Below are 19593 nucleotides of genomic sequence, written 5' to 3' on the forward strand. Positions count from 1 at the left end.
CGCATCACCCATGATTGGCGACAGCGGGCGGCACCGTCAGCGCGCGGCCCACGCGTGCTTCGATCTTGCCGTAGCGCCACAAGTTGTACTCGCCGACCGGCGTCGTGCGATACAGATTGCAGACGGCGACGGCGGTGTCGAAATCGGCGACATCGGCCATGATGTAGAAGGTCCACGGCGCGCCGTCCGCATTGCCGACGACGAGGCGGTCGTCATCCATCACGCCGAGCACGCGCACGTTGTCCATCGCTTCGATGGCGTTGAGCATCTTGCCGTAGGCTTGCCACACCTCGCCGATCTGCTCGCGCGGCAGATCGAAGAAACTCTGCGAGACGCCGCAGCAGAACAGCACGCGCAGGGGCAGGTTTCGCGTATCGGGCATCGTCAGGTTCCTGTTCAACGTTTTTGCATGGGGCGATCACAGATAGCCGCATTGCACTGCACGCTATCGACCGAGCGCGCGAGCGGTCTTTCCGCCCAGACCGAAATCCGTATTCGGTATGTCCTTGATCATCACGCGCGTGGACTGCAACGGCACGTCGAGTTCGGCGGCGCTCGTTTGACACAGCCGCGCGATCAGCGCTTCTTTCTGCGCTTCCGTGCGGCCCGCAATCAGAATCGCGATGATGACCGGCAACGCATCAGGCGTGAGTTTTCCGCCCAGGCCGATGTTCGATGCCGGCAACTCCGACAACAGAATGCGCACCGATTCGGCCGGCGCGCCGATAGCATCGACGGTCGCCTGTGTCAGACCGTGAATGAGCGAGGCTTTGCGTTCATCGGCATGGCCTTGCGGCAGATAGACTTCGAGTGTCGGCATGGCAGTTCATCCACGAACATCAAAGCAGAAAGCCGATGGCACTCAGTGCTTCGGTCGAGTTAATCAGCCGAATCACCTTCTCGACGAGGCGCGGCTCGCCGTCGGTCATGCTGATCTTGTGCGTGAGGTCGGCCGCGAAGATGGTCGACACGCCGCGCTTGTACGCGATGATGATCTGCGACGACCTCACTTCGACGAGATCGGCGCTCTCCGACGAACGCGTGAAGCGCGACACCGTGCGCACCGTGCGCGCCGCATCGGATGCGGACGCCGAGTAGCCCGAGGTCATGCGTTGCACGCGCAGCTCGCGCATGTGCTGATCGTCGAATGCATAGTTCAAGGTCGCGGCGTAGTCAGTCGTATCGGGATCGATCGGCACGACGTAGATGCCTTTCGGGTCCCACAACTCCAGCCACGCCTGATAGTCGCGGCGGTCCAGAAGCTCGGCTTCGCGCCAGATGAACTCGATCGCGCGTGCGAACGTCTGGTCGGATAAGAGTGCGTTGCGGTCGTCCATCATGCTTGCTCCATCATTGCGCGCCATTGCCTGTAGGCTTCGCGCATGCCGGTTTCGTCGGTCGCGTGCGCGGTCTTTTCGCCGTTCGGCGCGGTGGTTTCGCGGTTCAGCCCGCGATTCACGAGAATGGGTACATCGGGGCCGGCGTAGGAGCCGCGCTGCACGCGCTCCCATGCTTCGGCGTCGTCGGGACTGCCGAAGCCGAACGGACCCTGAAAGTGTTCGTGCATGCGCAGACGCATGCGGTTCGCTTCCTCGGGACCGCCGTCCATCCCGAGCGCGACGTGGCGAATCTCCGTTTCTTCCGCGGAAATGGGGCGCAGCACGCGGAAGAAGGCCATCGACAGCGCAAGGTTCGGAAAGAGATTCAGATTGAAGCCCACGCCCATCAGCGAACGCACGATGCGGCGCACTTCCTCGGGCGTGTGCTTTTGCGCGAGTTGCGCGGCGAGTTCATTGAAGCGCTCGGGCAAGGGCGCGCCGTCGTCCTTGTCCAGATCGACGAGCTCCGGCATCAACACCGCGAGGCTATGGCCATTGCCGAGCGAGCGGCAGAACGCTTCGTCGCTTGTCATGAAGCTCGTGATGGCGGTCGCGGTTTCATCGTCGATAGACTTCATCCATGACTTGTGGACGACCGGGAAGTGATACAAGTCCGTCGTGTTTTCGAGCTGGATCTTCCAGTTGCCCTTGAACTTGAACTTGTGCTCGCCGTTGGACTTGATCGGATAGCCCGCGCCTTGCTTCATGAAGAGATCGATCCAGGGCTTCGCGCCGCCGAGAAAGTCTTCGAGCGATTCGATGCTTTCGTTGAAGGTCGCGAAGATCAAACCCTGGTACACGCCGACGCGCAGCTTCTTGAGCGGCAGATCGCCTTTCTCGCACACGCCTTCATAACCGTCGCCATAGGGCAGCGCGCGCAGCGTGCCGTCGAGCGCATAGGACCAGCTGTGATACGGGCACGTGAAGCCCTTCGCGTTGCCTTTGTGTTCTTCGCACACGGTCGCGCCGCGATGACGGCAACGGTTCTGCAGCACGTTGACGGCGCCCGTCTTGTCGCGCACGACGATGACCGGCTGCCGGCCGATGGTGGTGGTCACGAAGTCGCCCGGTTTCGGCAACTCGCTTTCATGCGCGACCCAGACCCACGTTTTATAGAAGATGCGTTCGAGTTCTTCTTCGAACAGCTGCGGATCGTAGTAGAGGGAAGGCGCGATGCGATCGGCCTCGGCGCGCTTCGCGAGCGCGCTCGTGTCGATAGTTTGATAGGTCGGCGTACTCATCGTGATCGTGGGAAGTAGTTGAGTGGCTCACATGAGAAAAAGGCATCGACATCAGCGCATCCTCTCGTTGACATCAGTCTCGCTTTGCGAAGATCATGCGTCAAATCGATTAAAAACAGGTCGCCGGATAAGCGCGGCCGATATTACCGAGCCGCCATGACTTCCATTGACCACATCGATCTCAATCTGCTGCGCGTGTTTCAGGCCATCGTGGAAGAGCGCAGTCTGACGAAAGCAGGCGAGCGGCTTGCGCTGTCGCAGCCCGCAGTGAGTTACTCGCTCGGACGGCTGCGCACGCTCTTCGACGACACGCTTTTCATTCGCACGAAAGCGGGCATGCAGCCGACGCCCGTGGCGCTGGAGCTCGCGGAGATCGTCGGACGCGCGCTCGATACGGTGCGTCAGGCGCTGCGTTATGCGGAGCGATTCGAGCCGGCGACGAGCACGCGCAGCTTCCGTCTCTCGCTGTCCGACGCGGGAGAAATGGCGTACTTGCCGGCGCTGTGCGCGGCATTGCAGGACGCCGCGCCGCGCGTGAAGCTCGTTGTCGAGCCTTTGCCCGTGGAGGACATAGAAGAAGCATTGCGGTCGAGCCGGCTCGACTTCGCCATCGGCAATCTGCCTGCGTTGCTGCCGCGCACGCGTCATCAACTGTTGTTCGAGGAGTCGTATGTGTGCATGACGCGCAAGCGCAGCGATCTGCCCGCGGGCAGTACGCTCAAGCTGGAGCAGTTTCTTGCCGCATCGCATGTGCAGGTGCGATCGCTCGAACACAGCCATCACGCACTGGACGATGCGTTGCGCGCGCAAGGCGTGGGGCGAAATATCGCGTTGGCGCTGCCGCATTTCGTCGCCGTTCCGGGCGTGCTCTCAGCGACGAACCTGCTCGCGACGCTGCCCGAGCGGCTCGCGCATATCCTCAATCGCAATGATGCTTTCCGCATCTATGCGTTGCCGGTGCCCTTGCCGAAAGCCGCTGTCACGATGCACTGGCACGAGCACTTCCACGAGGACGAAGGCATAGCGTGGATGCGCGGGCTCATCTCCGACATCCTCGCGAACTTCACGAAGTCCTAGAGATCCAGCACCAGCACCGGAGAACGCGAACGCGACACGCAACAGCAGATGACCGTGTTGCTCGCGCGTTCCGCTTTGCTCAGGCAATGGTCGCGATGCTCCGGCTCTCCGCTCACGACATCCACCATGCAGGTGCCGCACACGCCTTCGCCGCACGACGTATCCACTTCGATGCCGATTGACGCCAGCGCATCGACGATGGACGTCTTCGCATCGACGTGCACCGTCTGGCCCGTGCTCGCAAGTTGCACGTCGAAGCTGTCGAGCGATGTTTCTAGCGTGGGCGCAGGCTCGGCCTTGAAGCGTTCGAGATGAATCGATTCGGCCGGCAAACGCGCTTGCGCTCTGTCGACGACGAGATCCATGAACGGGGCCGGGCCGCAGGTGTACACATGCGCATCGGGGCCTGCGTCGCGCAGACACACATCGAGCGCCGCGGGAAGCGCATCGCGCTGCACGCCGAAATGCAGCTTCACGTGCCTGTCGAAAGGCGCGCGCGTGAGCAGCGTCATGAAGGCCGCGTGACGTTCGCTGCGCGCGAAGTAGTGCAGCGTGAAGCGTGCGTGGCGCGCGGCGAGGCGATAGGCCATCGAAAGAAGCGGTGTGATGCCGATACCCGCGCCGATCAGGATATGTTCACTCGCGCCTTCTTCGAGCTTGAAGAGGTTGCGCGGCGCGCCGACCGACAGCTCGGTACCGATGCTCACCTCCTCATGCAGCGAGCGCGATCCGCCGCGCGACTGCTCTTCCTTCTTCACGGCAAAGACTTGCGATTCGACGCATTCCGGATCGCCACACAGCGAGTATTGACGCGTGATGCCGGACGGACTGGTGACGTCGATATGCGCGCCGGGCTCATACTGCTCGAAGGGCAGGCCGTCGACGCGGGAGATGCTGAACGAGCGCACGCCATGCGCTTCCTCGCGCACGGCGTCGACGCGGACTTTGAAGAGTTCCATGATGCGTTCCGATGACTCTTTACAGGGGACGATGAACCGAGATTAGCGCCGTGAATCGAATAAGAGAAATAGATTAAAAACTTGAGGTCACATCAAGCGGACTGATTCGATTGCTGAATGGACAAGCGCATTCGCACGGCCAAAAGCCGTGCGAATGCGCAGAGAAAAGCGTGAGATTTACTGCTGACGCGTTTCGTGCGTGAACTTCAAGGTCACGACGGTAATGAGTCCGAGCACGATGAGAAAGAGGGCGACCGGCCAGTAAGCGTGATAGCGCGAAAGCAGCGCCGTGGCGATGAGCGGCGACATCCCGCCCGCGAAGATGGAAGCGACTTCATGCCCCAGCGCGACGCCCGAGTAGCGCACTTCCGTGCTGAACAGTTCGCCGACCAGCGCGGGCAGCGTGCCGATCATCGCGCCGTGACAGACAGCCGTGCCGAGCACGAGCGCAAGCCAGATGAGCGGCGTCGAATGCGTATTGAGCAGCCAGAAGAAGGGGAACGCCATCACCGCGAGCGAGACGGCGCCGATCATATATACGGGCTTGCGGCCGATGCGGTCGGAGAGCTTGCCCCAGAGAAGCATGGCGACCATTTCGATGACCATCGCGAGCATGACGCCCGTCAGCATGACTGAGTTGGAGATGCCGGCGAACTTGCCGTACACGAGCGAGAACGCGAGAAAGATATACGCGCCGCCGTTTTCCGCCACGCGCAAGCCCATCGCCATGAGAATCTCTTTCGGGTGCCGCTTGATGACTTCCACCACCGGCATGTGCGATGTCTTACCCGCCTTGTCCGCGTTTTCGAAGTCGCGGCTCTCGGGAAGGTTGTGGCGAATATAGACGCCGAGCGCGAAGATCAGGATGCTCGCGAGAAACGGCAGGCGCCAGCCCCACGAGATGAACTGATCGTGCGGCAACGCTTGCGCGCCGAGAAAAGCTGCTGACGACAGCACGAAGCCGCCGCCCACGCCGAGCTGGCTCCATGCCGCGTAATAGCCGCGCTTTTCCGGCGGCGCGCTTTCGCTGATCATCAGCACGCCGCCGCCCCATTCGCCGCCGGACGCGACGCCCTGCAACAGCCGCAGGCCGACGAGCGCGGCCGGCGCCCACAGGCCGACGTGGTCGTATGTGGGCAAAAGGCCGATGCCGAAGGTCGCGAAGCCCATGATGAGCAGCGTCCATACGAGCGATGCGCGACGTCCGTACCGATCGCCGATATGCCCGAACACGATGCCGCCGAGCGGCCGCGCGACGAAGCCCATTGCGAAGGCGGCGAACGCGCCGAGCGTGCCGATCAGCGGGTCCGCGTTGGCGGGAAAGAACAACTGTCCGAAGACGAGCGCGGCGGCGGTGCCGTAGACGAAGAAGTCGTACCACTCCATCGCATTGCCGGCGACCGATGCCACGACGATGCGTCTCAGTGCGCGGTCCTGCATGGCCGTGCTGCGTTCCGCTGTGGAAGTTGATTGAACCGTGGACATGTCTTCTCGCCTGATTGATCGTGGGGCGCGCCTCGAGCAGGCTTCGCATGTAGAGCAGTGTCGAGTCGCCAGGTAGCCACGTCAAATAGGCTGAAAAGCGTGCCGGGTATCAGTGGGGCAAATGTGCGCCGCATGCGATGGAGTCAGGGTTCGGACTGATGGAACATCGCGACGAGCGTTTCCCGCAGCCACGCGATGCCGGGATCTGATGCGAACTGCGTATGCGAATGCACCTCGATTTCGATGGGCGGCAGCGAGAACGGCAGTGGCAGCACGCGAAACGCCTTGCCGCGATTGAAGCGCCGCGCGATGCTCTTCGGAAAGATGACGGCGAGATCGGTGTTCATCACGATCTCGGGCGCGACGATGAAATGAGGCAGGCGCAGCACGACATCGCGCTTGAGATTGAGTTCGTCGAGCCACTGCTCGACCATGCGATGTCCCGTGGCGTTCGTGCTCGCGTACACATAACGCAAGGCGGCAAGGTCTTCGCGCGTCGGCTTCGCGCGGCGTAACGGATGACCCGCGCGCACCACGCACACATGTTCGTCCACGAAGAGCGTCTGGCTCACGCAGCCTTCGTCCAGCCCCGGCACATAGCCGAGCGCAAGATCGATCTCGCCCGCGCGCATGGCGGCACTCACCGATTCCACCGGAAGATTCGCCACTTCGATGCGGATGCCGCGCGCCTCGCGGTCGAGCATCGCGACGAGCGGCGGCAGGAAATAGAACTCCGACATGTCGGACATCGACACGCGGAATACGCGCTGCGCGGTCGCGGGATCGAACTTGCCGAGCTGCTGCACGGCGTCGTTGATCATCGCGAAGGCCTGCGCGAGCGGCGGATACAGCCGATACGCGGCATCGGTCGGCACCATGCCGCCGGGCGTGCGCAAGAAAAGCGGATCGTCGAACAGCGTGCGCAGACGGCGCAGCGCATGACTCACCGCGGGCTGCGTGAGGCCGAGCCTGTCGCCCGCGGCGGTCAGACTGCGCAAGTCCCAGATGGCGAGGAACACGCGCAGCAGATTCAGATCGGCAATGCCGAGATGCGGCTTGTTCATGCTTCGCCTCGCGAACGAGGGCGAAGCGCGCGTTGAGCTCAGCGCGACCGCCCGGTCAGTGTTGCGCGAGATTACCGTACAAGCTGCGCATTGCAAAATGCGGCGTTGCACCGGTGTAGGGCGGCAACGCATCGAAATCGCGGCGCATGGCGTCACGAATCGGCGACGCAAGGGCAGCGATGAGCGCGGCGGCATCGTCGAAGACCACCTTGTTGCGCTGCATCGCGTTCGCATGTTCGAACGGCAAACCGCTCGCGCAGTCGATGCGCGTATAGACTTCCAGTTCCCGCAACGCGGGCAATTGCAGCATCAGCGGCGGGTGATGTTTTAAGTAATGCGTGAGCCACGCGTTGAAGTCGTCTGCAGCGCCTTCGTATGCGACGAGGTAGGTGCATCGCTGCAATGGGCTATGCGTTGATGCCTGCTTGAGCGAGCGCACCGCCATGATCTGCTGCGTGAACGAATGACCCCGCACGATGCGATGAATCGCGCCGTCGCGTTCACATGCCGCTTCGAGCGGTGCGAGGTCGTCGAAATACCATTGCAGCACGCACGACGGCGTGTCCGGCGCAGGCGCGATGCGCGGATCGACCTGGCCGTCGATCGCTTCATGCACGATCAGCCGACGCAGGCCCTCGACGTCTTGCGCCGCATGATGCAGCGCGGACGCATCGCACGATGTGTCGCCGATGAGAAAGAGACAGGCTTGCATCGTCATATCAGGGATAAGGCGTGACCGGCGGGATGCCGACGAAGATGGCGCCCGATGCGTCATAGGTGCCTTCGCCGAGAAACGCGTGCTGCGTCACGACGATGGAATCGCGCACGAGCCGTTGCATGCGGTTCTCGCGATAGATCGCGCCGATGCCCGCCATCTTGTACGCCTGCATCACGATGTCGGCACACGTATGGGCCGCGTGCGTGGCCGAGAGGCGCAACAGATTCGCTTCGGCAGGCTGTACCGGGTCTCCTGCGAGCACTGTCTGCCACGACGCTTCCGCCGACTCGAAGAAGAACGCGCGTGCGCTGCGCAGCTGCGCTTCCGCTTGCGCGAGACCGGAGCGATAGTACGCACGGTCGGCAAGACGCGGCGCGCCCGTCGTCGTCTTCGTCACGCCGGACATGCTGGCGAGCAGGTCGAGCGCGGCGCGTGCCAGGCCGATGTTCACGGCCGCATGAACCTGCGCCTGATACGCGACCGCCGGATAGCGATAGAGCGGCTCGTCGATCAACGCCGCGCCGCCGCGTACGAAGGTCCATCGCTCATCGACGTACTTGTCCTTCAGGCGCAAGTCATGGCTGCCGGTGCCCTGCATGCCGACCACGTTCCAGTTATCGACGATCTCCACTTCGCTCGCCGGGAACACCGCGGTGAACGGCTTGCCGGCGTTCTTGTCGTCGGCGCCCGCGGGCGCTCCGCCGATGCCCACGCCGATCCAGTCCGCGCCCTTGCAGCCGCTCGCGAAGCGCCATTGCCCCGACACTTTGAAGCCGCCCGGCGCGCGCTCCGCCTTTTGCAGCGGATACAAGCCGCCCGCGAACACCTGATCCGGACCGGTCGCATAGATGCGCGCCTGCATTTCCACGGGCAGCGCGGCGAGATAGGTGTTCGCCGAGCCGAACGCGGCGACCCATGCCGTCGAACCGTCCGCGACCGCGATGCGTTCCAGCATCTCCAGGAAGCGCGGCGGCGGCAGCGCATCGCCGCCGAAACGCTTCGGCGTGCTGGCGCGGAAGATGCCCGCGCGCTTCATCTTGCCGACCATGTCGCGCGGCACGTGAGACATCGCGTCGAACTCGTCGCGACGGCGCTCGACTTCCTCGATCAGCGCATCCAGCGACAGCGGTCCGGCGTATTCAGGGTAATCGTCCTGCGAGTCGATGATCGAATCGCTTTGAAGGGCTTGCATGCGTGATACCTCTCGATCGTTGTGGGCCGATGTCATTCGGCGTGCTGACGCGCGGCCATGCGCATCGCTTTGGGGAACGTCTCGCGCGCCAGCACGGTCGCGATGACGGTGATGAGTCCGAGCGCGCCGAGATAGATCGCGACCGGCACGGCGCTGCGATAGTGCGCGAGCAGCGCGGTGGCGATCATCGGCGAGAGACCGCCGCCGAGCACCGACGACACCTCGCGGCCGATGCCGAGACCGGAGAAGCGCAAGTGCACCGGCAACATCTCGCTGATGAACGCGGGCTGTGCGCCTTCGAGAATGCCGAGGGTGATGCTATTGGCGAGAATCAGCGCGGCCATGATCTTCCAGTACTCGCCCGAGCCGAGCAGCGCGAAGTAGGGCCATGCGACGAGCAGCATCGCGATGGCTCCGGCGAGATACACCGGCTTGCGGCCGACCTTGTCGGTGACGTGGCCGAAGAAAAGCGAGACCGGAATCATCAGCAGCATGGACACGGTCAGGCCGCTGAGAATCCAGCTCGACTTGATGCCGAGATACTGCCCGTATGCGATGGAGAACGCGAAGAAGATGTACGACGCGCCGCCTTCGCCGAAGCGCAGCCCGAACACGGTGAGCACTTCACGCGGGCATTGCTTCAGCACGTCGATCACGGGCATGCGGCTCTCGTGACGCGTCGCCTTCACTTCCGCGAAGGCCGCGCTTTCGCCGACTGAGCGGCGCATCCACAGACCGAGCGCGACGAGCGCGGCGCTGCCGAGGAACGGTATGCGCCAACCCCAGCTCTGGAAGTCGCTGGACGGCAAGTTTTGCACGAGCAGGAACGCGCCAGTCGACAGCACGAAGCCGAGCGCAGCGCCGCACGGACTCCACGCCGCAAGCGCGCCGCGCTTCGACTGCGGCGCGTTTTCGTGGATCAGCAAGATGCTGCCGCTCCATTCGCCGCCTGCCGCGAGCCCTTGCATGATTCGCAACAGCACCAGCAGCACCGGCGCCGCGATGCCGATCTGCTGATACGTCGGCAGCACGCCCATCAGCACCGTCGCGGTGCCCATGGTGAGAAGCGTGAGCATCATCACGACCTTGCGGCCGTAGCGATCGCCGATATGACCGCATAGCACGCCGCCAATGGGCCGCGCGATGAAGCCGACGGTAAAGCCGCCGAACGCCGCGATGGTGCCCGTCAGCGGGTCGCTGCCCACGGGAAAGAATAGCTTGCCGAAGACGAGCGCGGCGGCGGTGCCGTAGAGAAAGAAGTCATACCACTCGAGGATCTGACCGAGCACGGCGGTGGTGACCGCGCGACGCACGCCGCTTCGCGTGCGGGGAACGTGCCGCGCGGGAATGGGCGGCGCACTCATATCGGGATTCACGGCATCAGGGTTCATGGGCTTTGGAGAGGCACGAGAGATTGGTTCCCGCATCGTTGGAACACACGCAGCGGGGCGCTTTGAATCGACACCGTCATGACATGGTTCGAACGATATGAGCCGAGAAAACAGCGGTCAAATCAAAGCCAAAAATGCGCGATATGAATCTCGTGCATGAACATGCAGTGAAAACCCTCGTATCAGCGGCGCTTATCGAACCTCCTTCTTTTGACTGATGTGCGACGCCATATCGGTCAACGCAGACTTGCGGCGGGTCATTGCTTGCCCCATCGGACAACCTCGATAGAAGGATCAATAGAATGAAACTCAAGGTGAGCGCAACGGCCGTGCTGTTGCTGGCGGTGGCAGGAAGCGCGCAGGCGCAGAGCACGGTCACGCTGTACGGCATCGTCGATGACGGTCTCAACTGGACGTCGAATTCAGGCGGCCACAATCTGTACAACGTGTCGAGCGGCGTGATGCAGGCAAGCCGTTGGGGCCTGCGCGGCAAGGAAGATCTCGGCGGCGGACTGGCTGCGCTCTTCGTGCTGGAGAACGGCTTCGATCTGAACAACGGGTCGCTGGCGCAGAAAAACCGCGGCAGCACGCAAGGGCTGATGTTCGGGCGACAGGCCTATGTCGGCCTCGCGAGTCCGTATGGGACATTGACGCTCGGACGTCAGTATGACTCCGTGGTCGATTACGTGGGTCCGTTCGAATCCGGTACCCAGTGGGCCGGATATATCGGCGCGCATCCCGGCGATCTGGACAACCTGAACAACGCCTATCGCGTGAACAACGCGCTCAAGTTCGCGAGCAAGACGTACTACGGCATCTCATTCGGCGGCGTGTATAGCCTGGGCGGCGTGGCGGGCGCGGCGTCGCGCAATCAGTTGTGGTCGCTCGGCGCGGGCTATGCGAACGGTCCCATAACGCTCGGCGTCGCGTACCTGAACGCGCGCAATCCGAACGTCGGCTTCTTCGGCGATAACGGCGCGAGCACGGCGCCGAGCGCGACCGCCAACTTCATCTCGTCGCCCGTTTACAGCGGCTATGCATCGGCGCGGACGTATCAGGTCGTAGCGGCGGGCGCGGCCTATGCAATCGGCGCGGCGACCATCGGCGCGACCTATTCGAATGTGCAATTCAAGAGTCTCGGCGATACGGTGAACTCAGGACCGAATCCGCGTGGCTATAGCGGCAACGCCAGTTTTAATAATGCGGAGATCAACTTCAAGTATCAGTTGACGCCCGCGCTCCTGGTCGGCGCTGCGTTCGACTATACGAAGGGCGGCGATGTCGATACATCCACGGGCGTCAATCCCGGCGCGAAGTACTACCAGGGCGCCATCGGCGCGGACTATTTCCTTTCGAAGCGCACGGACGTCTATCTGATCGGCGTTTATCAGAAGGCGTCCGGGACTGATTCGACGGGTACGGCGGCGGTGGCCGCCATCAACAACCTGACGCCTTCGACGAGCGACCGTCAAAGCACCGTGCGCGTTGGAATACGTCATAAGTTCTGAACGTGCGGTTCGACACACGCACTATCAGTCAAACCGATGCAGTCCGCCACATTTGATCTATTTGACCAATCTTGCGCGCATCACTACCTTGTAGTCGAAATCACTCAAGCTACTCTCATGACCACAGCGACGATCGAACGCATCGAAACATGTCTCGTCGATTTACCGACGATTCGCCCGCATAAGCTATCGGTCGCGACGATGCACGGGCAGACCTTGATGCTCGTGAAAGTGTTCTGCAGCGATGGCGTGATCGGCATCGGTGAAGGCACGACCTTCGCGGGCATGGCGTACGGTCCCGAGAGTCCCGAGTCGATGAAGCTGGCGATCGACGCGTATGTCGCGCCGGCCGCGATCGGCAAGGATGCGACGCGTATTCAGAATTGCATTGGCCGATGCCGGTTGCGAACTGGTGGAGCAGCCGGTCGCATCCGCTGCGGCGCTCGCACGTCTCATGCGCCGCTTTCCGGTCGCGCTCATGGCCGATGAAATTCTGCAAGGCCCCGAAAGCGCTTTCGAGATCGCGAAGCATGGCGGCGCGGATGTCTTCGCCATCAAGATCGAACAGAGCGGCGGTCTCTTTGCAGCACAGCGCGTTGCAGCGATTGCGGATGCCGCGGGCATCGAGCTATACGGCGGCACCATGCTGGAAGGCGCATTCAGCACGGTGGCATCGGCGCATTTGTTTGCGAGCTTCGCTAACCTGCAATGGGGCACTGAGTTGTTCGGCCCCTTGCTGATTACCGAAGAAATTCTGACGCGGCCGCTCGACTACAGCGACTTCGAACTGACCGTGCCGAACGGCCCGGGCCTCGGTATCGAACTGGACGAAGCCAAGGTAAAGCGCTTCACGCGCGACGGCCTGACAAAGATCATCAAGTAAAGAAGGAGACCGCTGATGCTTTTCCACGTACGCATGGACGTCAATCTTCCACCGGACCTGCCGGCCGATGTGGCCAACGCAATCAAGTCGCGCGAGAAAGCGTATTCGCAAGAGCTTCAGCGAAGCGGCAAATGGCGTCATATATGGCGCATCGCGGGCGAGTATGCGAACTACAGCATCTTCGACGTCGAAAGCAATGCGGAACTCCATGACATATTGACCGCCTTGCCGCTTTTTCCGTACATGAAGATTTCGGTGACGCCACTGTGCCGTCACCCGTCGTCCATTCGCGACGACGATGCATGAGCGTAAGCCATAAAACATCCCCCGATAACGATGGAGACAGAATCATGAGCGTTAAAGTGTTCGCCAATCAGGAAGTGCAGGACTTGCTCACGGCAGCGGCCAACCTCGACAGCGATGACGGCAATGCGCGCGCCAAGCAGATCACGCACCGCATGCTGAGTGATCTGTTCAAGGCCATCGACGATCTCGACATGACGCCCGATGAAATCTGGGCAGGCGTGAATTACTTCAACAAGCTCGGGCAGGACGGCGAGGCGGCGTTGCTTGCTGCGGGGCTCGGACTGGAGAAGTACCTCGACATGCGGATGGATGCCGCCGACAAGCAAGCCGAAATGGATGGCGGCACGCCGCGCACGATCGAAGGTCCGTTGTATGTCGAAGGCGCGCCGGTGCGCGATGGCGTATCGAGGATCGATATCGACGAAGACGCGGACGCTGGCCCGTTGATCATTCGCGGAACGGTAAAGGGACTGGACGGCAGGCCCGTTGCGGGCGCGGTGGTCGAATGCTGGCATGCCAATTCGAAGGGCTTCTATTCGCACTTCGACCCGACCGGCGCGCAGAGTCCGTTCAACTTGCGCGGGGCGGTGCGCACGGGCGAGGACGGCAAGTACGAGTTTCGCACGCTCATGCCGGTCGGTTACGGATGCCCGCCCCAAGGCTCGACGCAACGCTTGCTGAACGCGTTGGGGCGGCACGGCAACCGTCCCGCGCATGTGCACTTCTTCGTGACGGGCGATGGTCTGCGCAAGCTCACGACGCAGATCAACATCGAAGGTGATCCGCTCATTTGGGACGACTTCGCTTATGCCACGCGTGAGGACCTGATTCCTCCGGTTGTCGAAAAGACGGGCGGCGCGGCATTGGGGTTGAAAGAGGACGCGTACAAGGAGATCGAGTTCAACTTCGTGCTGACGCCGGTGATCGGAGGGAAGGACGATCAACTCGTTAATCGGCTGAGAGCGACCGCTGTGGCGTGAGGGAAGGTGGGGGAGTGGTGCCGCTTGCTTTCGGTTGTGGGCGGGTCGTTGCGTTCGCTGGGCGTGGCCGATGAAGCGCACGGAGGTGCAGCAGCATCTCGACGCGATGATCGAGCTCTTGCAGTGTGACTTATGCTGCAATTAGCGATAGGCACGGCGTAGCCAGTAAGCCGTTACGTCGCCCGTGGTCGTCTATGATATAGCGTTGACGATGGCGGTAGCCCGTGCCGGACAAGCTGACGTTGAAGGAGCAAGCCATGGTGTGGCCGTTCTACTCCGCGCTGTTAGCGATCTTCTTCGTGGGCTTGAGCATTCGCACTCTGCGCTTACGACAGCGGCTGCGCATTGCTATCGGCGATGGCGGCAACAAGACCATGCTGCGGGCAATCCGCGCACACGGCAACTTCGCCGAGTACGTTCCTCTCGGCCTGTTTCTTATCTTTACCTGTGAAGCGGCCGGCGCGCCTCGCATGTTTCTTCACACCCTTGGAGTCATGCTCGTGACGGGTCGCGTCGTCCACGCGTTCGGGCTGTCGCGATCCCGAGAGGTTCCGGGTTCTCGCGTGGCAGGCATGGCGCTCACATTCGCGTGTTATCTGTTGGCTGCTGCATTCCTTCTGTGGCGGACCGTCATGCCGGCCGGTTGAGCGCGGCATCGAATGCTTCGTGGTGCGTCCCGGTATGCCCGGGCGCACGTTCGCCACCGACTCACACCACACCGACCGCACTCACGGACTCGACGAGGCTGATCTCGCCCAGATAGACGCTCTCGCCCAACTCACATTCGCGCCACGCGCTGCCGGACGCGTGACAGATCTCGACCCGGTATTTGCCGCTTCCTTTGGCCAGACCGTCGAATCGAAAATCGCCAAAGGCGTCGGAGATCGTTTCCGACATCTTCTCCTTGCCGACGTAGAGGCTCACCACGGCATTCGCGACACACTCGGTTACGCCGCCTACGCTCGCGCTCACGCTTCCGCCGATGAAGCACGTTTCCCAACGCTCGAGCGCGCTGTACCAAACGCGCGGCTTCGTGCCCAGATTCGGCCGCAATACCCTCAGCCCTTCGCGTCGGGCCTTGTCGGCCATCGCTGCATCGTCCAGCTTAACGGTCTCGAAGACGTTCGTGGGACATGACTGCTGGCAGCGCGGCTCGGGCCAGCCTTGGTCGAGCAGATGAGCATCGAATATCCATGTCTGCGGTAACTGGAGTTCCGCGTTCCAGACAATCGCCTTGTATGGGCACGATTTCACGATATCTTTTCTGCCTCGCGCCTTCTCGGGATCGATAATGACGATACCGTCCGCGCGCTTGCGAACGGCGTCGCCGCCCACCCGCATGCACGGTGCTTCGTCGCAATGGTTGCACATCACCGGAAGATAAGTGGTCTGCACCATGTGCGAGTCGCCCTGCACACGGCGCAAGATGCGAATGGTGCTTTCGGCTTCGGGCGAGGCGGGCGCGGAATACCCGGGAAAGTCGTTGCCGACGTGCTCATCCCGCGCGGCTATCACGCAGTTGTGGCAGTTCTCACAGCGCCCGACATTGATAACGAGGTTCCACTTTTTCATTTGGTAGTCCTTACGCTGCGCGAGCGAGTATGAATGCATCTGCGTTTCGCCACTTCTCGACCTGAACGAGGCACGAGTTCGGGCTCATGCTGCTCGTGCCGGCGGTCTGTGGCCGATCAGGTGTCAGCATATTCATGCAGCCGCCGATCTCGACGCGTTCCCCACCCACGTCGACGAGCTGAAATTCCGCGCTGGCCTCGTACGACTTGACCACGCCTGCGCTGACCAGAGACGAAACGTCTGCTGCGCAGATGACGGCGCCCCGATCGTTGTACACCTTGACCAGATCGCGATGAGCGATGCCGCGCGCGGCCGCGTCGCCCGGGCTCAGTCTCAGCAGCCAGAAACGGTGCCCCGCAATCAGCGCGCGATGCTCGTGCACACTGTTGACGGACGAGCTCTTGCCATCCGCATGGGTATGAAAGCTGTAACGGCTGTGAGTGGCGATCAACTGCAACGGGTAGCGTTGCGCCAGGCTCGTCCGCATTCCCTCCCACGAAGGGATATAACGGTTCAGCGGTGGGCGCTCGGGATTGTCTGCAGTGTTTCGCTTGAGCACCTCGGGCACGAATTCCAGCTTGCCACTCGGCGTCTGCAGGCCCATGCCGAACTTCTCCGCGAACTGCGAGGGCAGAGGATGCGGCTCCTGCAAGTCCTTGCGCCGGCCTTCGGCGAACCAGCGCATGTCCACCGGATGACGCAACTCGGGCTTCTCGGGCGGCACGACGAAATAGCCCTTGCGACAGAACGACCGCCACGATATATGGTCGGGCAAGTCCGACGACGCAAAGACCCGCTTGACCCAATCGAGTTCGCTGCATCCCTCGGTGAACACGCCGCCCAGGCCCAGCCGCGTCACAATAGCGGTGAAGATGTCGTAGTCGGAGCGCGACTCGCCCAACGGCTCGATGCACTTGTGCTGCAACGTGACGATGCGATGATTGACCGTGCCATGCCCGTGGTGAGCATATCCGCCCGCATTCGCCCATTCGCCGATGTCCCAACGCTCCAGCGCAGTGCAAGCCGGAAGAATGATGTCGGCGAATCGCGCTTCGCCTTCCATCCAGATCGACTGATTGACGACGAACTCGATGCTGCCATGCCGGTAAGCATCGGCCCAGCGTCCGGACTTCGTCACCGTGCTGAAGGCGGACCCACCGTATCGATAGATCATGTGGATCGGCGAATACCCCGGCATCGGATAGGTGAAGGGCGCGAATTGCGCCTCTTGTGACATGCCGTCCCACAGATAGCCCGTGGCATGGCCGTCGATGATGGCATCGGGCAGTTGCTGCCGCGGGACCATTTGCTTGACGGGATTCATGCTGAGGATATGCGGCATGCGCTGATAGTTGTTCACCGCGTTCGCGGTCCAGGCCAGATCGCCGGAAATGCCGCCATCCGCGTAGCCGGGGAAGTAGAAATGGAAATCGTGCGGGACGCCGACTTCGAGACAGCCGAAGTTGACGCCCGGCTTGCCCCAGCCCTGCATCGCCATCATCATGATCATGCAGCGCGCCCATTGCGCGCCGGTCGCGCCACGGCCTGCGCCACCGAAGCCGGCGCCCGTCATCCCGACTGCAAGATGGACCTTCTTATTTCCCCAGCGGCGCGCCAGCGCACGGACGTCCTTGGCGGGCACACCGGTCTCGCTCTCCTGCCACTCGGGCGTCTTGGGGATGCCATCGGTCTCGCCTAGCAAGTAGGCCTTCCACTCGTCGAAGCCGGTCGTGCGCGTGGCGACGTAGTCCTTGTCGTACAGTTCTTCCACGGTCCATACGTACATGATCGCCGTGGCGAGCGCAGCATCCGTTTGCGGTCGAATAGGGATCCAGCGGCCGCCCAGCAATTGCGCAGTGGGATTGCAGTGCGGATCGATATGAACGAACTCGATGCCGAGTTCCTTGGCCCACAGCCGGCGCGGCGTTCCTTCGAATCCCGCATAGGCTCCGTTGGTGCTCTCGGGGTCGCACGACCAGAAGACGATCATGTCGGCTTCCTTCAGGCAATCCTCGACGCCACCGTAGCCCGATGGCACGCCGATGCGCATCGAGTTGCCGAAGTGATGCATCGCGCCCCAGTACCAGCCTTCCCAACTGTCGGGGTTCGCTGCCACGCGAGTGAAGCCGATCAGGTTCGCAAAGCGCGTGAGCGCACTCAGGTAGTAGCCCACATTGCCCCATTGATGATGTGACGACATCGGGAACGTGATGGAACCGGGACCGTGCACGCGCTTCTGCCGATTGATCTCTTTCGCAACAATGTCGAGCGCTTCGTCCCAGCCGATGCGGACGTATCCGGACTTGCCCCGGTTCTGAGGATTGCGTTCGCCATCAGGATCGAAGTCGATCCGCTTCATCGGATAGAGAATCCGCTTGTCGGAATAGACGAGCGATTTGAGTGACAGCGCATGAGGCGCGACGAGGCCGCGCCGTGGCGGAGTAAAGCGGCGTCCGCGCGCCTCGATAGTCCAGCTAGGCGCATCGGTGCTGTCCAGGTCGATAGGCGTCACCCGAACGATCTTCTTATCCTTGACATAGACGAAGAGCGGACCGCCGTTCGTGCAGGTCGTATAGCGTCGGGTGCCATCGCGCATCGGCACGCCCATCGACAGGCCGACAGTCTGCATCATGCTCAGGGTTTGCAATAGCCAGACGACGTGTTCATCTTCGCCCTCGGTGACGACCTTGAAGTTCTTCGCAGCGTGAATGATCTCGCCGTGGTCCGGCTTCGGCGAAAGAAACTTCAGAGCAGTAGGCACGTCCTTGAAAGCCATGCGGACGTCGGCCTCTAGATGCCTGCCCGCGAACGACCGGACCTGTCCGTTCTTTATCTCGACGACGCGGCCAATGCTCTTATCCGCGAGTCCGATCCATGCCACGACATTGCGCTCCTTCAAGCGATCACGATAAGCCGGATACCGGCGTGCCGTCAGGTCGAGGACTTTGGGCAGAGCAAAAAGAATGGTCTTGAGAACCTGTCGTTTCATGATTCGTTCGAATAGGAAGTTCGCGGCAGATGCAGGGCATGGTGGAATCCACCGTCAGACTAACGAGCTATGTAATCAGGACATTGAAGTAAGAGCCGCTAAAACGTATAGCCGACGTTCACGAAGACGTTGAGCGGATTGAGCCGTAGCGTCGATGTCGATACCATCTGCATTCCGTCAGCGGTCTGACCGTGCACCGTCAGATGCGTCGTGACCGGAATGTAGCCGACCGAAGCGCCGACCGACCAGTGCTTCGTCAACGTGTAGTTCGCCCCGATCTCGAAGACGGGATTCCAAGACGAACTCAACTCCGCGTGTGCTGAACCGCCCGGCCCGAGGTTATCGGTGACGAACTGGCTGCTCGTAATCCGGACCTGAGTGAACCATGTGTAGTTCACGCCAACTCCGATGAACGGACGGAATTTCGACTCGGCAGAGAACAAGTGATATCGAAGCTCGATGGCGGGCGGCATCGGTTTCGTCGAGCCGAGGTTGCCGTACTTCTGGTAGGTCCCATTGCCGACCAGATCGACCTTGAGCGGGAGACCCAACAACATGGCGACACCGATGTTGTCGGTAACGTAGTACTCTGCGGTCATCCCCACGGTGTCGGTCGAACTCGGATGCGCTCCGCTTCCCGCTACCTGCTTGTTCACGGGCGCGCCGCCCATGCTTTGTACGATGAGCGGCGTTGCATCGCCCTGCGGCGCAACGTGAAGCCAGCCTGTCGACAGGGTGATGCTCCCCGCAGACTGCGCAATCGCGCTGCCGGAAAGCAGCGCCGAGCAGAGGCAGGCCGTCAGCTTCCTCCCGAGCATTTCCATTGTCTCCTCCTGTGTACCTGGTCTC

General features: G+C 61.9%; 18 protein-coding genes and 1 pseudogene. 6 read left to right on the forward strand and 13 right to left on the reverse strand.

The genetic code is table 11. The features are described from left to right. Nucleotides 1–4 precede the first annotated feature (4 nt). The 4 genes from LDZ24_RS24415 to LDZ24_RS24430 all read right to left on the reverse strand — a co-directional run bounded on the left by LDZ24_RS24415 (nt 5) and on the right by LDZ24_RS24430 (nt 2620). Nucleotides 5–382, reverse strand: a complete 378-nt coding sequence (locus LDZ24_RS24415; protein WP_248323760.1) for a hypothetical protein — start codon at nt 380–382, stop codon at nt 5–7. Between the two features lie 63 nt (nt 383–445). Continuing rightward, a complete protein-coding gene (locus LDZ24_RS24420) occupies nt 446–820 on the reverse strand; it encodes a tautomerase family protein (RefSeq protein WP_248323761.1) in 375 nt (124 codons plus the stop codon). Nucleotides 821–839: 19 nt separating this feature from the next. Further along, nucleotides 840–1340 carry an aromatic-ring-hydroxylating dioxygenase subunit beta gene (locus LDZ24_RS24425; protein ID WP_248323762.1) on the reverse strand — a complete coding sequence of 167 codons (501 nt, stop codon included), beginning with the start codon at nt 1338–1340 and terminating at the stop codon, nt 840–842. Further along, nucleotides 1337–2620, reverse strand: a complete 1284-nt coding sequence (locus tag LDZ24_RS24430; RefSeq protein ID WP_248323763.1) for a Rieske 2Fe-2S domain-containing protein — start codon at nt 2618–2620, stop codon at nt 1337–1339. The genes LDZ24_RS24425 and LDZ24_RS24430 overlap by 4 nt, the downstream gene beginning before the upstream one ends. 156 nt (nt 2621–2776) lie before the next feature. On the opposite strand from LDZ24_RS24430, the gene LDZ24_RS24435 reads away from it, so the two are divergent. Then, nucleotides 2777–3697 carry a LysR family transcriptional regulator gene (locus LDZ24_RS24435; RefSeq protein WP_248323764.1) on the forward strand — a complete coding sequence of 307 codons (921 nt, stop codon included), beginning with the start codon at nt 2777–2779 and terminating at the stop codon, nt 3695–3697. On the opposite strand, the gene LDZ24_RS24440 is transcribed toward LDZ24_RS24435, so the two are convergent. The 6 genes from LDZ24_RS24440 to LDZ24_RS24465 form a co-directional block, all read right to left on the reverse strand. Beyond that, entirely contained in the window at nt 3694–4656 is a 963-nt protein-coding gene (locus LDZ24_RS24440) for a PDR/VanB family oxidoreductase (RefSeq protein ID WP_248323765.1), read from the reverse strand. The two genes, LDZ24_RS24435 and LDZ24_RS24440, sit on opposite strands and share 4 nt — an antisense overlap. A gap of 177 nt (nt 4657–4833) precedes the next feature. After that, nucleotides 4834–6141 carry an MFS transporter gene (locus LDZ24_RS24445; RefSeq protein ID WP_248323766.1) on the reverse strand — a complete coding sequence of 436 codons (1308 nt, stop codon included), beginning with the start codon at nt 6139–6141 and terminating at the stop codon, nt 4834–4836. Between the two features lie 143 nt (nt 6142–6284). Further along, nucleotides 6285–7205, reverse strand: coding sequence for a LysR family transcriptional regulator (locus tag LDZ24_RS24450; protein ID WP_248323767.1), 921 nt, complete (start codon nt 7203–7205; stop codon nt 6285–6287). A gap of 55 nt (nt 7206–7260) precedes the next feature. Next, entirely contained in the window at nt 7261–7917 is a 657-nt protein-coding gene (locus LDZ24_RS24455; protein WP_248323768.1) for an EthD family reductase, read from the reverse strand. Between the two features lie 7 nt (nt 7918–7924). Then, nucleotides 7925–9115: an acyl-CoA dehydrogenase family protein gene (locus LDZ24_RS24460; protein WP_248323769.1), complete on the reverse strand. Its 1191-nt coding sequence runs from the start codon at nt 9113–9115 to the stop codon at nt 7925–7927. Nucleotides 9116–9147: 32 nt separating this feature from the next. Beyond that, nucleotides 9148–10506, reverse strand: a complete 1359-nt coding sequence (locus LDZ24_RS24465; RefSeq protein ID WP_371747479.1) for an MFS transporter — start codon at nt 10504–10506, stop codon at nt 9148–9150. A 302-nt stretch (nt 10507–10808) separates the two neighbouring features. On the opposite strand from LDZ24_RS24465, the gene LDZ24_RS24470 reads away from it, so the two are divergent. The 5 genes and pseudogenes from LDZ24_RS24470 (at nt 10809) to LDZ24_RS24490 (ending at nt 14830) form a co-directional block, all read left to right on the forward strand. After that, nucleotides 10809–12014 carry a porin gene (locus LDZ24_RS24470; RefSeq protein WP_248323770.1) on the forward strand — a complete coding sequence of 402 codons (1206 nt, stop codon included), beginning with the start codon at nt 10809–10811 and terminating at the stop codon, nt 12012–12014. Nucleotides 12015–12131: 117 nt separating this feature from the next. Then, nucleotides 12132–12897, forward strand: a pseudogene (locus LDZ24_RS24475) (enolase C-terminal domain-like protein). A 15-nt stretch (nt 12898–12912) separates the two neighbouring features. Continuing rightward, nucleotides 12913–13203: a muconolactone Delta-isomerase gene (catC, locus tag LDZ24_RS24480; RefSeq protein ID WP_248323771.1), complete on the forward strand. Its 291-nt coding sequence runs from the start codon at nt 12913–12915 to the stop codon at nt 13201–13203. 44 nt (nt 13204–13247) lie between these two features. Then, nucleotides 13248–14183: a catechol 1,2-dioxygenase gene (catA, locus tag LDZ24_RS24485; protein WP_248323772.1), complete on the forward strand. Its 936-nt coding sequence runs from the start codon at nt 13248–13250 to the stop codon at nt 14181–14183. 224 nt (nt 14184–14407) lie between these two features. Continuing rightward, on the forward strand, nt 14408–14830 hold the full coding sequence (locus LDZ24_RS24490; RefSeq protein ID WP_248323773.1) for an MAPEG family protein: 423 nt from the start codon (nt 14408–14410) through the stop codon (nt 14828–14830). A gap of 61 nt (nt 14831–14891) precedes the next feature. Here LDZ24_RS24490 and LDZ24_RS24495 read toward each other — a convergent pair whose 3' ends face one another. From LDZ24_RS24495 to LDZ24_RS24505, 3 genes are all read right to left on the reverse strand, one after another. Then, nucleotides 14892–15755: a 4Fe-4S dicluster domain-containing protein gene (locus LDZ24_RS24495; protein ID WP_248323774.1), complete on the reverse strand. Its 864-nt coding sequence runs from the start codon at nt 15753–15755 to the stop codon at nt 14892–14894. A gap of 10 nt (nt 15756–15765) precedes the next feature. Next, a complete protein-coding gene (locus tag LDZ24_RS24500) occupies nt 15766–18744 on the reverse strand; it encodes a molybdopterin-dependent oxidoreductase (protein WP_248323775.1) in 2979 nt (992 codons plus the stop codon). Nucleotides 18745–18842: 98 nt separating this feature from the next. Beyond that, complete coding sequence (locus LDZ24_RS24505) at nt 18843–19568, reverse strand: OmpW family protein (protein ID WP_248323776.1); 726 nt, start codon at nt 19566–19568, stop codon at nt 18843–18845. Between the last annotated feature and the right edge of the window lie 25 nt (nt 19569–19593).

It is taken from the genome of Caballeronia sp. Sq4a, from assembly GCF_023170545.1.
In the GTDB taxonomy this organism is placed as follows: Bacteria; Pseudomonadota; Gammaproteobacteria; order Burkholderiales; family Burkholderiaceae; genus Caballeronia.